This window comes from Cupriavidus sp. 01L43, assembly GCF_056399925.1.
In genome coordinates, this window is sequence record NZ_JBFTSH010000018.1 from 88,244 (window position 1) to 101,906 (window position 13,663).

Genomic DNA, 13,663 nt, shown 5'->3' on the forward strand with positions numbered 1-13,663 from the left:
CCCAGGCAGGCGGCATGCCGGCCGGGGCTCGCCCTGGCCGCACGCTGCCCGCGGATCCTGTCCGGCTTTTGCCTTTTGGACATAATCCGCGTATAATCCAAGTCTATTCAAAAGTGTCATCCTTAGCGAGGGTGGGCGAATGATGGGCATTGCGCCCATTTTTTTTTGGTTCGCCCGTTTTGTGCTTGTGGCCGCGACTGCGCCACGCCGGCGCCGGGGATGACGGGGCAGGCAAGGCAGCGGTTCGTTCCAGAACCTCGTTTCAGGACCTAGTTTCAGAACGGAAGTCGTTGTCCGGTGTCTGCCATGGTGTTGAAGGCCACTATTCGGGAATACAGTGCATCTGGCAGATTTGATCGAAACCACCCTTAACGGCATGGGCTACGAGTTGGTTGAGCTTGAGCGTGCCCCCGTCGGACTGCTGCGTGTCTATATCGATCAGCCTGAAACCGGCATCGTCATTGAGGATTGCGAGAAAGTAAGCCGCCAGCTTACCCATGTGCTTACGGTCGAAAATGTCGACTACGAGCGCCTCGAGGTGTCCTCGCCCGGTCTGGACCGGCCGCTGAAGAAGCTGGCCGATTACGTCCGTTTTGCCGGCGTCGAGGCCAGAATCACGCTGCGCCTCCCGGTGAATGGCCAGAAGAATTTCGTCGGCATCATCCAGGCACCCACTGGCGATGACGGAGCCGAGAAAATCGGCCTGGAATTCGAAGGACGCGACGGCCCGGCACTGCTGGAATTCGCCATATCCGACGTCGACAAGGCACGGCTCGTGCCAGTGATCGACTTCAAGGGAAATCAAAGAAAAGGGAACAAGCAATGAGCCGCGAAGTTCTGTTGCTCGTCGATGCGCTTGCGCGTGAAAAGAACGTCGACAAGGATGTGGTATTCGGTGCGCTCGAAGCAGCACTCGCTTCGGCCACCAAGAAACGCTTCGAGGAAGACGTGGATATCCGCGTCGCCATCGACCGCGAATCCGGTGAGCACGAAACGTTCCGCCGCTGGCTTGTCGTCCCCGACGAGCAGGGCCTGCAGGAGCCGGACAAGCAGATCCTGCTGTTCGAAGCCCGCGATCAGGATCCGGAGATCGAGCTCGAGGAGTTTGTCGAAGAGCAGATCGAGTCCGTGGAATTCGGCCGGATTGGCGCCCAGGCGGCCAAGCAGGTGATTTTGCAGCGTATCCGCGACGCCGAGCGCGAGCAGATCCTGAACGATTACCTGGATCGTGGCGAAAAGGTCATGACAGGCACGGTCAAGCGTGCCGACAAGAAGGGTCTGATCGTGGAGTCCGGCCGCGTGGAAGCGCTGCTGGCCCGCGACCAGATCATTCCGAAGGAAAATCTCCGTACCGGTGACCGCGTACGGGCGTATATCCTCAATGTGGACCGCGCCGCGCGCGGCCCGCAGATCGAACTGTCGCGTACGGCACCCGAGTTCCTGATCAAGCTGTTCGAGAACGAAGTGCCGGAGATGGAACAGGGCCTGCTCGAGATCAAGGCGGCCGCCCGCGACCCCGGCGTGCGCGCCAAGATCGCCGTGGTGGCCCATGACAAGCGCATCGACCCGATCGGCACTTGCGTGGGCGTGCGCGGTACCCGCGTGACGGCTGTGCGCAACGAGATCGGCGGCGAGGCCGTGGATATCGTGCTGTGGTCGGAAGACCCGGCGCAGTTCGTGATCGGCGCACTGGCGCCGGCGCAGGTGCAGTCCATCGTCGTGGACGAGGAAAAGCACTGCATGGATGTGGTGGTGGACGAGGAAAACCTCGCCGTCGCCATCGGCCGCAGCGGCCAGAACGTACGCCTGGCGTCCGAACTGACCGGCTGGCAGATCAACATCATGACGCAGGAAGAATCGGCGCAGAAGCAGGCCGAGGAAAGCGAAGTGGTACGCAAGCTGTTCATGGCCAAGCTGGACGTGGACGAGGAAGTGGCGGACATCCTGATTGAGGAAGGGTTCTCCACGCTGGAAGAAGTTGCCTACGTGCCCATCAGTGAAATGATGGAAATCGAGGCCTTCGATGAGGACACCGTCACTGAGCTGCGCAACCGCGCACGCGATGCGCTGCTGACGATGGAACTGGCCCGGGAAGAAAAGGTGGAAGAGGTGTCGCAGGATCTGCGCTCGCTCGACGGCCTGACCCCCGAGCTGATCGGCAAGCTGGCCGAAGGCAATATCCACACGCGTGACGACCTGGCCGAACTGGCTGTGGACGAACTGGTCGAGCTGGCCGGCGTGGCGGATGAGGAAGCCAAGGCGCTGATCATGAAAGCACGGGAACATTGGTTTAACTGAGGGACACGTACGGGGCCAGGGGCCCCGGCGCTTTCCGCATACGATTTGTCCCGACGTAGAAACCGAGCATTGAAAGGGTTTGAATGGCAAGCACAACAGTTGCCCAACTGGCCGCAGAACTGAGCCGCAGCGCAGCTGCCCTGCTGGAACAATTGCAGGCAGCTGGGGTGGGCAAAGCGACGCCGGAAGACATCATCACCGAATCGGACAAGACCCGACTCCTTGATTATCTCAAGCGGTCGCACGGTCAGGCCGACGACAGCGCACGCAAAAAGATCACGCTGACCAAGCGCGAAACGTCCGAAATCCGTCAGGCCGATTCCACCGGCAAGACCCGTACCGTTCAGGTCGAGGTGCGCAAGAAGCGCGTCCTGATCAAGCGTGACGAGGTCGCCGGGGATGCACACGCCGATGGCGTGGACGCCGCGGAAGCGGCCGAGGCCGCCGCCGAACAGGCACGCCGCGAGGAAGAGGAAAGCCGTCAGCAGGCCGAGGCGCTCGCGCGCCAGGAAGCCGAACTGAAGGCACGCCAGGAAGCCGCCGAGCGCGAGGAAGCCGAGCGCCGTGCGCGCCAGGAAGCCCTCGAGGCCGAGCAGCGCCGCCAGACCGAACTTCTCGCCCGCAAGGCCGAGGAAGAGGCCGTGGCTGCCCAGGCGGTGAACAACGCCGTCGAGGACGCTGCCGTGCGCAAGAAGGCCGAGGACGACCAGGCCCGCGTGGCCGCCGAGCGCGTGCAGGTGCAGAAGGATGCGGATGACGCGAAGGCAGCGGCCGACAAGGCCCGTGCCGAGCAGGACGCCGCCCGCCGCCGCCGCGAGGCTGCCGAGGCCGAGGCCCGTGCGATCCAGCAGATGCTGAACGCCCCGGCCCGCGTGCTGAAGGCGCCGTCGGAACGCAAGGCCGAGGAAAAGAAGGCCGAGCAGACCGGTACGCTGCACAAGCCGGTGAAGCCGCCTGGCACGACGACCGAAGCCAAGAAGGACGACAAGAAACCGGCCACGACCACCACGGCCACGACCACCGTCGACAAGAAGACCGGCAAGCCGGTCAAGACCGGTACGTGGCAGGACGATAGCTCGCGCAAGAAGGGCAGCGGCCTGAAGACGCGCGGCGATACGTCGGGCGGTGTGGGTGGCTGGCGCGGTGGCCCGCGTGGCCGCGGCGGCAAGCAGCATGCCGACGATCGCAGCAACTTCCAGGCGCCGACCGAGCCGGTGGTGCGTGAAGTGCACGTGCCGGAAACCATCTCGGTGGCCGATCTGGCGCACAAGATGGCCGTGAAGGCGTCCGAGGTCATCAAGCAGATGATGAAGCTCGGCCAGATGGTCACGATCAACCAGGTGCTGGACCAGGAAACCGCCATGATCGTGGTGGAAGAAATGGGCCACAAGGCGTTCGCCGCCAAGCTGGACGATCCGGAAGCACTGCTGGTGGTGGATGGCGAAGACCATACCGACGCCGAACTGCTGCCGCGTCCGCCGGTGGTGACCGTGATGGGTCACGTCGACCACGGCAAGACCTCGCTGCTCGACTACATCCGCCGCACCAAGGTTGCCGCGGGCGAAGCCGGGGGCATTACGCAGCACATTGGCGCCTACCACGTCGAAACCGAACGTGGCGTGATCACCTTCCTGGACACCCCGGGTCACGAGGCCTTCACGGCCATGCGTGCCCGTGGCGCCAAGGCCACCGACATCGTGATCCTGGTGGTTGCGGCGGACGACGGCGTGATGCCGCAGACCAAGGAAGCGATTGCGCACGCCAAGGCTGCCGGCGTGCCCATCGTGGTGGCGATCAACAAGATCGACAAGCCAGAAGCCAACCCGGACCGCGTGAAGCAGGAACTGGTGGCCGAGCAGGTGTTGCCGGAAGAGTACGGCGGCGATTCGCCGTTCGTGCCTGTGTCCGCCAAGACCGGCCTGGGCATCGACGACCTGCTCGAGCAGGTGCTGCTGCAAGCCGAAGTGCTGGAGTTGACGGCACCGGTGGACGCCCCGGCCAAGGGTCTGGTGGTGGAAGCCCAGCTCGACAAGGGCAAGGGCCCGATCGCGACGATCCTGGTCAGCAGCGGCACGCTTAAGCGTGGCGACGTGGTGCTCGCAGGCAGTGCCTACGGCCGCGTGCGCGCCATGCTGGACGAAAATGGCAAGCCGACGAAGGAAGCTGGTCCGTCGATCCCGGTGGAAATCCAGGGTCTGTCGGAAGTGCCGGCCGCCGGCGAGGAAGTGCTGGTGCTCCCGGACGAGCGCAAGGCGCGTGAAATCGCCCTGTTCCGTCAGGGCAAGTTCCGCGACGTGAAGCTCGCCAAGCAGCAGGCCGCCAAGCTGGAAACGATGCTGGAGCAGATGAGCGAAGGCGAAGTGCAATCGCTGCCGCTGATCGTGAAGGCCGACGTGCAGGGTTCGCAGGAAGCACTGGTGCAGTCGCTGCAGAAGCTGTCGACCGAGGAAGTGCGCGTGCAGATCGTGCACGGCGGCGTGGGCGGCATCTCGGAGTCGGACGTCAACCTGGCTGTGGCCTCGAAGGCGGTCATCATCGGCTTCAACGTGCGGGCTGATTCCGGCGCGCGCAAGCTGGCCGAGCACAACGGCATCGACATCCGCTACTACAACATCATTTACGATGCGGTAGACGAGATCAAGGCGGCGATGTCCGGCATGCTGGCGCCGGAGAAGCGCGAGACCACGATCGGCCAGGTGGAAGTCCGCCAGGTCTTCCGTGTGCCGAAGATTGGCGCCGTGGCCGGCTGTATGGTCACCGACGGCATGGTCAAGCGCAACTCGCTGGTGCGCGTGCTGCGCAACAACGTGGTGGTGCACACCGGCGAACTGGACTCGCTCAAGCGGTTCAAGGACGACGTCAAGGAAGTCAAGCAAGGCTTCGAGTGCGGTTTGTCGATCAAGAACTTCAACGACGTTCAGGAAGGCGACCAGCTCGAGGTGTACGAAATCACCGAAGTGGCGCGTACGCTGTAAGGCGATACGCAAGACGGCAGGCTCCGGCCTGCCGTTTTCACTTTGGGCACAAGACAGGTTTGAATGGCCAAGAAAGGCAATATCTCTTCCCGCAATCTGCGGCTTTCCGACCAGATCCAGAAGGAACTGGCCGAGATGATCCAGCGCGAACTGCGCGACCCGCGCCTGGGCCTGGTCACGCTGCAATCGGTGGCGCTGACGCCCGATTACGCGCACGCCAAGGTCTACTTCACGGTGCTGGGCGCCGAGCCTGAGGTGGCCGCCGGTATCCTGCGCGAGAAGGCCGGTTACCTGCACTCGCTGCTATTCAAGCGCCTGCACATCCACACCGTGCCGACGCTGCATTTCCATCACGACACCTCGGTGGAACATGCCATCGAAATGTCCAAGCTGATCAACGAAGCCAATTCGACGCGCGCCAAGGACGACGAGTAAGTCCGTCGCGCCGTTCCGCCTTTGTGACGCGCGCCGGACCCGCTCCGGCGCCGCGCTTCTCTCCCCGCCGCAATGACCGATTCCTCCGCAACCCGTCCGCCCCGGCTGCCGCGCCGCGACGTGCATGGCGTGCTGCTGCTCGACAAGCCACTGGGCCTGTCGTCCAACGACGCGCTGGTGCGCGCCAAGCGCATGCTGCGCGCCAACAAGGCTGGCCACACGGGCACGCTGGACCCGCTCGCCACCGGCCTGTTGCCGCTGTGTTTCGGCGAGGCGACCAAGTTCTCCCAGGATCTACTCGAGGCCGACAAGACCTATGAGGCCGTGGTGCGGCTCGGCGTGACGACGACCACCGGCGATGCCGAGGGCGAAGTCGTTGCCGAACGCCCGGTCACCTGCGACCGCGCCGCGCTGGATCTGGCGGTATTACGATTTACGGGCCCAATCGAACAGGTGCCGCCGATGTATTCGGCCCTGAAGAAGGACGGCAAGCCGCTATATGAATACGCGCGCGCCGGCCAGACCATCGAACGCGCGGCGCGGGCGGTGACGATCCATGCGATCGAACTGCTCGACGTGGCCCTCGACGCCAGTCCACCGCAATTCACGATGCGCGTGCGCTGCAGCAAGGGCACCTACATCCGCACGCTGGGCGAGGACATTGGCGAAGCGCTCGGTTGCGGCGGCCACCTGACCGCCTTGCGCCGCACGGCCGTGGGCGACCTCACGCTCGATGGCGCGGTCACGCTGGAACAAATCGACCAGCAATCCGACGATATTCGCCCGACCATGCTCGCGCCCGTGGACGCCTTGCTGCAACGCTGCGTGCTCGTGCAGCTCGACGACGCCGCGATGGCGCGATTCCTCCAGGGCCAGCGCATCGCCCGGCGCGACCTGCCCGAGGGCACCGCGCTGGAAGAGGAAACCCTGGCGCGCGTGTACGGCGGCGAGCCGTCCCGCCTGCTGGGCGTGGCCCGGATGCGAGAGGGCGCACTGCGCCCGGAGCGGCTCGTAAAGATCTGAAATCTGGCCGGGCAGCGGCCAGCCAGTCCCCGACGGACGTGTTGTATATTCACGCGTGATGCCATAGGCATCGGCGCGGCCAGCGGGCAGGGCCGCAATAAAAACAACCACTTACGGGGCTGACGATGTCTTTCCGATCCTTCGGTGCCGCGCTGCGCGCGCCGCATGCTGGTCTGTCGTCGGCCCGGTCGTGGCTGGCGATTCTCTTTCTGTGTGGTGTGGCGTTGCTGTCGGGATGTGTCACCGATGAAGACGACGGGAAAGTCCAGGCACCGGCGGGGCTGAGCTACGCCATGACATCGGCGATCTACGTAGCCGGCCAGCCCATCGTGCCGAATCGACCCAGCGTCAGTGGCGACCCTGTGACGCGCTATTCCGTGGCACCGGCCTTGCCGGCCGGGCTGACGATCGACGCGGCCAGTGGGGTGATTGCCGGTACGCCCGCCTCGGTCAGCGCCGCCACTGTATACGTAGTGACCGCCGAGAACGCCGGCGGCAGCGCTACCGCCCGGGTGCAAATCGAGGTGCGCAATACCGGGGCGGCGCCTTCGGGGCTGACTTACCGGGAGTCGGCCGTCATCTACACCGTCGGCACAGCCATCACGGCCAATACGGCCACCAGCACCGGCGGCCCCATTTCCACATTCCGCATCGCGCCCGCACTGCCGGCCGGGATGGCATTCAATACCCAGACGGGCGCCATCACTGGCACGCCGACCGTCGTGTCGGCCGAGTCGAGCTATACCGTCACGGGCAACAACGGGGCGGGCGAGACCACCGCCACGCTGCGTATCGCCGTGCAGGCGGGCGTCGTGGCACCGGCCAGCCTGGCGTTCAGCACGCCCACGGCCCGCTACGTCGTGGCGGAAGCCATCGTACCCAATACCCCTGTGGTGACTGGCGGCGCGGTCATCGCCTATACGGTCAGCCCGCCCTTGCCGGTGGGCCTGAGCATGAACACGCAAACCGGCGTGATCTCCGGCACGCCAGCGGTCGTGCAGTCGCAGGCGGTCTACACGGTCACGGCCCGCAATGCTGGAGGCAGCACGCAGGGGCAGGTGCAGATCTCGATTGTGGCGCGAGGCAGCTAGGCTTCGGCTACGCCCCCGGCCCCTGACCGAGCGGCCCCGGGCCGAGGCTCCCATGACCTATCCTTGACCCACCAGCCACGAATCAGCGGTGGGAGCCATGCGTAGCCTGATTTTTTGCGCGGTGCAGTGCCTGCTGGCCGTGACGTGGACGCTCTACGCGGCCTTCCTGCCGCAACTCGCCGTGCAGGTCGGCATTGGCAAGGCGCAGGTCGCGTGGATCTTGTTGATGGATCAGGCGATCTTCGTCATCGCCGACAGTGCCATGGGCATCGCCGCCGACCGCATGGCCAACGCCATGCACCGTCTGGGCGTCTGGATCCTGGCGATTTCGGTCGTCTCCGGCGTCGCTTTCGTGCTGCTGCCGGCCGCCACGTCGCCGGCGCTGCTGGTGGGCCTGACCGCGCTCTGGGCCGTCACCTCGTCCGTGCTGCGTGCACCGCCGATGGTTATCATCGCGCGTCGTCTTGAACGCTCCGCCACGCCGCTTCTGATTGCATGGTCGATACTGGGCATCGGGCTGGCCGGGGCGCTGGCCCCGATGCTGACGGCGGCGCTGCGCCAGTCGTCGCCCGTAGTGCCGTTCGTGCTGGCGAGCGCCGGCCTCGTGGTGGCAGTGGTCGCACTACGCTGGATCGAGTTGCCGCCGCGCGAAGCTCCCCCGCCACGCCGCGCCCCGCCCGCGCCGATGCCGGCGCTCTGGCTGTTCTTCGCCGCGACGTGGCTGCTGGCGTTCGGCTTCCAGATCCACATCGCGATCAATTCCGGTCCCGCCTATCTCCGCTTTGCGCCCGCCACCGAGCTGGTGCGCTACATGCCGGCCTTCTGGGTGGGCTTCGTCCTTGGGGTGTTGCTGCCGCAGGCGCCTTTGCTGAAGCGCATGCCGGCCGCMGTGCTGCTGCTGGCTGCAGCCCTGCTGGGGGCGCTTACGCTGGTCGGTTTCGCCACGGCCTCCACGCTCCCCGGCGTGTTGCTCGCGCAGGGCGTTGCGGGCGTGTTGTGGGCGATGGTCTTCGGCACGGTGGTCAATGCGGCGACCAATGCCGGCCATGTGGGGCGGGAAGGGCGCTTCGTCGGGCTGGTGTTCTCGCTCGCGGCGCTGGCGGCGTTGGCGCGCATCGCCATGCTGGCCGCCGGTGCCGCCGCGCCGCTGGCGGGCTGGTTGCCCTGGCTGCCGGTGTTCGCCTGGGGCTGCGCCGCCGTGTTGCTGGCCGCGTTTGCCTGGCAGGGCGGCACGCGGATGGTGCCGCCCGTTGGCGCCGCGTCGCCGCCGGAGCGGCGATAGCGGCGGGTGCGCTTTGTGACGCGCTCAGTGCGCGCCGGCCGCCTCGGCGCCGCCGCCGCCCTGGCTGCGCTTGGTCAGCCAGACAAAGCCGATCAGCACGAAGAACAGCACGCCCGAGATCCAGAAGATGTCGTTGGCGCCCAGCATCGACGCCTGGAGCGAGATGTTCCGCTCCATCAGTCCGATGGCCTGCGTCTGCGTCATGCCCATCTGCATCAGGTGGTGCAGCTGCTCGGTGTAGGTGGCGCTGTAGGGGTTGATCTGCTCCACCAGTTGCGCGTGATGGAGCGCCGAGCGGTTTTCCCAGATCGTGGTCGAGATCGACGCCCCGATTGCCCCGAACGTAATCCGCACGAAGTTCGACAAGCCGGAGGCCGCCGGAATCTTCTCAGGCGGCTGGCCGGACAGGATGATCGACGTCAGCGGAATGAAGAACAGCGCCATCGCCGCGCCCTGGATCAGCGTGGGAATCATCAGCGTGCGCGTATCCACCCCGGTGGTGAAGCCGGCCCGCATGAAACTGACGATGCCGAACGTGATGAACGCGCCCGTCGCCACCCAGCGCGCGTCCACCTTGGGCAGGATGCGCCCGATGATCGGCGACAGGATGATCGCGAAAATGCCCACCGGCGCCATGACGATGCCCGCGTCCGTGGCGGTGTAGCCGACGATGGTCTGCAGCCACAGCGGCAGGATCACCAGGTTGCCGAAGAACAGCCCGTACGCGACCGAGATCGCCACCACGCCGGCGGCGAAGTTGCGCCCCTTGAACAGGTGGATGTCCACCACCGGATGTTTCTCGTAGTTTTCCCAGATCAGAAAGAACAGGAAGCCCACCACGGCAATCACGGTCAGCGCCACGATCACGTTGGAATGGAACCAGTCGAGTTCCTTGCCCTTGTCGAGCATCAGCTGCATCGAGCCGACCCAGATCACCAGCAGCGCCAGCCCGATGCGGTCGATCGGAAGCGTCTTGGTGGGCGTTTCCCGCTCGCGATAGATCGCCCAGGTGGCGTAGGCGGCACCCAGACCAACCGGGATATTGATATAGAAGATCCACGGCCAGGTCATGTTGTCCGAGATCCAGCCGCCCAGCAGCGGCCCCATGATCGGCGCGACCAGCGTGGTCATGCCCCACAGCGCCAGCGCCATCGAACTCTTGGCCGGTGGATAGCTGGCCAGTAGCAGCGACTGGGAGAGCGGGATCATCGGCCCGGCCACAGCACCCTGGAGGATCCGGGCGGCCAGCAGCGTCTCAAGGTTCGGCGCCACGCCGCACAGCCACGACGAGACCACGAACAGCAGGATCGAAAGCACGAACAGCCGCACCGCGCCGAAGCGCGTGGTCAGCCAGCCGGTCAGCGGCACCGAGATGGCGTTGGCCACCGCGAACGAGGTGATGACCCAGGTGCCCTGGTTGGGCGAGACGCCGAGATCGCCCGAGATGGCCGGAATCGACACATTGGCAATCGACGAGTCGAGCACGTTCATGAACGTGGCCAGCGACAGCGCGATCGTGCCGATCACGAGCTTGCCGCCGGTCAGCGGCGGTGGCGTGGCGGAGGGCGCCTTGGCCGGTGCCGGCGAAGCGCCCGCGCCCGGCGTGGCGGTGGTGGAGTTAGCCATGAGCGGTCAGCCGTGCGGAATCAGGGAATCCGAACATCAGGAAATCAGACAATTACGTATTGGCCGGCTTGGCCACGGGAGCCGCGGCGCCCGCCTTGCCGGTCACGGCCGGTGCCGCCTGCGGCGCGGCCGAGGTGCGGCCGCCGTTGTTCAGCGAGATGATCTTGGCGATCAGTTCGTCGGCGTCCTGCGCCACCTTGTCGTAGACATCGGTCTGGAGCGGCTTGGCGGCGGAGGCGCTGAGCATCGCTCCGCCTTCTTCCTTGCGCACGTCGACGGTGACGTTCATCGACAGGCCCACGCGCAGCGGATGGTCCTTCAACTGCTGCGGATCCAGCGCGATACGCACCGGCAGGCGCTGCACCACCTTGATCCAGTTGCCCGTGGCGTTCTGTGCCGGCAGCAGCGAGAACGCGGAGCCCGTGCCGGCCGAAAAGCCCGCCACGTGACCCGTGTACTTGACCTTCGAGCCATAGACATCGGCCTCCAGCTCCACCGGCTGGCCGATCCGCATATGCGTGATCTGCACTTCCTTGAAGTTGGCATCCACCCACACTTGGTCTAGCGGCACCACGGCCATCAGCGGCGTGCCGGGGCTCACGCGCTGGCCCACCTGGACCGAGCGCTTGGCCACGTAGCCGGTGACCGGCGCGGGCATCGTCGAGCGGGCGAAGGCGAGGTAGGCCGAACGCAGGTTCGCGGCAGCGCGCTGCACATTGGGATGTTTCTCAACCGTAGTCTGGTCGGTCAGCACCTTGTTCGAAGCGAGTTGCTCCTGCGCGGCCAGCAGCGCCGATTCGGCGGCCTTCAGCCCGGTCTGCGCATGAGAAATTTCTTCGTTCGACACGGCACCCGAGCCGGCGATGGCCTGGCGGCGGCGCAGGTCGTCGCGCGCCTTGGCTACGTCGGCCTGGCGCATCGCCACGTTGGCGGACAGCGAGCCGTTGTTCACGTAGAGCGTGCGCACCTCGCGCACGGCCTGGGCGAGCTGGGCCTCGGCCTGTTCCATGGCCACCTGGGAGTCGGCGCGGTCGAGCTGGATCAGCGGCTGGCCGGCGGTAACGAGCTGCGTGTCGTCGGCAGTGATGGAGATCACCGTGCCACCCACCAGCGGCGTCACCTGCACCACATTGCCGGCGACGTAGGCATCGTCGGTATTCTCGAAATGGCGCGCGTAGACGCCCCAGTACAGGCCATAGCCAAGCCCGGCCACAACGACGGCGGCTGTCAGCGCCACCAGCAGGCGGCGGCGCTTGCCATTGTTGTCGGCGGCGGGGGTCGGGGTTTGCGGCGCGGCAGATTGCGGAGTGTTGCTCATGATGTCTGTCTTTTGCGTAGTCTTTGACGGATTGTCTGGTGTCGGCGGGCGAGCGCCCGGTCAGCCTTGGGCGGCGCGCGGCGCTTGCGCGGTATCCGGCGTCTCGCCCTGGTAGCCGCCGCCGAGGGCCTTCATCAGCCCCATCTGCAAATCGAGCCGCCGCGCCTGGAGGTCGGTGGCCAGCCGGCGCTGCTGGAGCACATTGCTCTCGGCGTTGAGCACGGTCAGCTGCGTGCCGAGACCGGCCTTGTAGCGCGTGGTGGCCAGCGCGTAGGCGTGCTCGGCCAGGTCCAGCGCCTCGCGCTGGGTCTTGATCTGGGTGTCCACGCTGCGAATGCTGGTCACGGTGTCGGCGGTTTCGCGCAGCGCGTCGACCAGCGTCTGGTTGTAGTTCGCCACGGCGATGTCGTACTGCGCGTTCTTGCCCTTGAGGTTGGCGCGCAGCCGGCCGCCTTCGAATACCGGCAGCCGCACCGAAGGACCGATGCCGAAGGTGCGGCTGATGCCCATCAGCAGGTTCGACGGATCGAGCGAGGCCACGCCGGCGAACGCGGTCAGCGTCACGTCGGGCAGGAACTCCTTCTTTGCCACGCTGATGTCCTTCGACGCCRCCTCCACGCGCCAGCGCGCCGCCACCACATCCGGGCGACGGCCGATGAGGCCGATGGTCAGGTCATCGGGCAGCAGCGGCGTGGCGTTGGCGAGCAGGGTGGGGCGGGCGATCTGCAGTCCGCGATCCGGGCCCTTGCCCAGCAGCGCGGCGATCTGGTTGCGGGCGAGGGCGATTTCCTCTTCCACGCGTTGCAGGTCGGTCTGCGCGGCGGCCACGGTGCCGCGTGCCTGCGTGGTCTCGACCTGGGTATCGAGCCCGGCGGCCAGACGCTGGCGCGAGAGGTCGGTCAGGTCGCGACGCTGGGCGATGGCGCGCTCGGCCACATCGCGCTGCGCATACAGCGCGGCCAGCCGGTTGTAGTTGCGGGCGATGGAGGTGGTCAGGATCAGGCGCGCGGCCTGACTCTCGGCCTCCATGGCGCGGTCGTCGGAGAGCGCAGCTTCCAGCGCATCGCGGTTCTTGCCCCAGAAGTCGAGGTCCCACGACAGGCCCATCTGCAGCCGCGACTGGTTCTGCCAGGAGCCGGCCAGCGGCGTGCCTTCGAACAGGTCGGTTTCGGAGAACCGCTGGCGCACGATGCTGCCTTCGAAGTCCACGCTCGGATACAGCGCGCCGCGCGTGGCTTCGGCCAGTGCACGCGATGCCGCCACGCGGCCAATCGCGGCCTGCAGGCTCGGATTGTCCTTGACGGCCTCGTCGGCCAGCGCGCGGAGTTGCGCATCGTGGAACTGGTCGACCCAGTCCTGCGACGGCCACTGGCCGTGATCGTTGGTAAATGTCTGCGGCGATGCCAGCGCCTGCGGCTCGGCCAGGTTTTGGGTGCTGTGCGAGTCACCCAACGCCGCGCAGCCGGCCAGCACGGCCGCGGCCATGACCGTGAGGGCCAGGGCGCCCAGACGGCGCGATGCGGAGGAGATAACGGGTTGCATATCGATCTGACTTCTTATTTAGCCTGTCGCCAGGATGGTGGCGCCGGGTGATGCGAAAACGTGCAAAGGGCGG

10 protein-coding genes are annotated in these 13,663 nt (G+C 66.1%); 7 read left to right on the forward strand and 3 right to left on the reverse strand.

Going from position 1 to position 13,663, the window contains the following annotated elements; genetic code table 11:
* Positions 1 to 337: 337 nt before the first annotated feature.
* The 7 genes from rimP to AC1DP9_RS23480 all read left to right on the forward strand — a co-directional run bounded on the left by rimP (position 338) and on the right by AC1DP9_RS23480 (position 9,104).
* On the forward strand, positions 338 to 826 hold the full coding sequence (gene rimP / locus AC1DP9_RS23450; RefSeq protein ID WP_092289595.1) for a ribosome maturation factor RimP: 489 nt from the start codon (positions 338 to 340) through the stop codon (positions 824 to 826).
* Positions 823 to 2,298: a transcription termination factor NusA gene (gene nusA, locus AC1DP9_RS23455; protein WP_092289593.1), complete on the forward strand. Its 1,476-nt coding sequence runs from the start codon at positions 823 to 825 to the stop codon at positions 2,296 to 2,298. Before rimP ends, nusA begins: the two co-directional genes overlap by 4 nt.
* Positions 2,299 to 2,381: 83 nt before the next feature.
* Positions 2,382 to 5,273, forward strand: coding sequence for a translation initiation factor IF-2 (gene infB, locus AC1DP9_RS23460; RefSeq protein WP_092289591.1), 2,892 nt, complete (start codon positions 2,382 to 2,384; stop codon positions 5,271 to 5,273).
* Positions 5,274 to 5,336: 63 nt separating this feature from the next.
* Positions 5,337 to 5,708 carry a 30S ribosome-binding factor RbfA gene (rbfA, locus tag AC1DP9_RS23465; RefSeq protein WP_092289589.1) on the forward strand — a complete coding sequence of 124 codons (372 nt, stop codon included), beginning with the start codon at positions 5,337 to 5,339 and terminating at the stop codon, positions 5,706 to 5,708.
* Between the two features lie 72 nt (positions 5,709 to 5,780).
* The gene (gene truB, locus AC1DP9_RS23470; RefSeq protein WP_092289587.1) at positions 5,781 to 6,731 is read left to right on the forward strand and encodes a tRNA pseudouridine(55) synthase TruB; all 951 of its coding nucleotides are present in this window, start codon (positions 5,781 to 5,783) and stop codon (positions 6,729 to 6,731) included.
* A 125-nt stretch (positions 6,732 to 6,856) separates the two neighbouring features.
* Positions 6,857 to 7,822, forward strand: a complete 966-nt coding sequence (locus tag AC1DP9_RS23475) for a putative Ig domain-containing protein (protein WP_477108634.1) — start codon at positions 6,857 to 6,859, stop codon at positions 7,820 to 7,822.
* 97 nt (positions 7,823 to 7,919) lie between these two features.
* Positions 7,920 to 9,104: an MFS transporter gene (locus AC1DP9_RS23480; RefSeq protein WP_477108635.1), complete on the forward strand. Its 1,185-nt coding sequence runs from the start codon at positions 7,920 to 7,922 to the stop codon at positions 9,102 to 9,104.
* A 24-nt stretch (positions 9,105 to 9,128) separates the two neighbouring features.
* Here AC1DP9_RS23480 and AC1DP9_RS23485 read toward each other — a convergent pair whose 3' ends face one another.
* From AC1DP9_RS23485 to AC1DP9_RS23495, 3 genes are read right to left on the reverse strand one after another with little or no spacing between them, the layout of a single operon-like run.
* A complete protein-coding gene (locus tag AC1DP9_RS23485) occupies positions 9,129 to 10,730 on the reverse strand; it encodes a DHA2 family efflux MFS transporter permease subunit (RefSeq protein WP_477108636.1) in 1,602 nt (533 codons plus the stop codon).
* Between the two features lie 52 nt (positions 10,731 to 10,782).
* Positions 10,783 to 12,048 (reverse strand): HlyD/EmrA/EmrK family protein, encoded by a 1,266-nt coding sequence (locus AC1DP9_RS23490; RefSeq protein WP_092289579.1) that lies wholly within the window; start codon positions 12,046 to 12,048, stop codon positions 10,783 to 10,785.
* A gap of 60 nt (positions 12,049 to 12,108) precedes the next feature.
* Positions 12,109 to 13,590: an efflux transporter outer membrane subunit gene (locus AC1DP9_RS23495; RefSeq protein WP_477108637.1), complete on the reverse strand. Its 1,482-nt coding sequence runs from the start codon at positions 13,588 to 13,590 to the stop codon at positions 12,109 to 12,111.
* Positions 13,591 to 13,663: the final 73 nt, after the last annotated feature.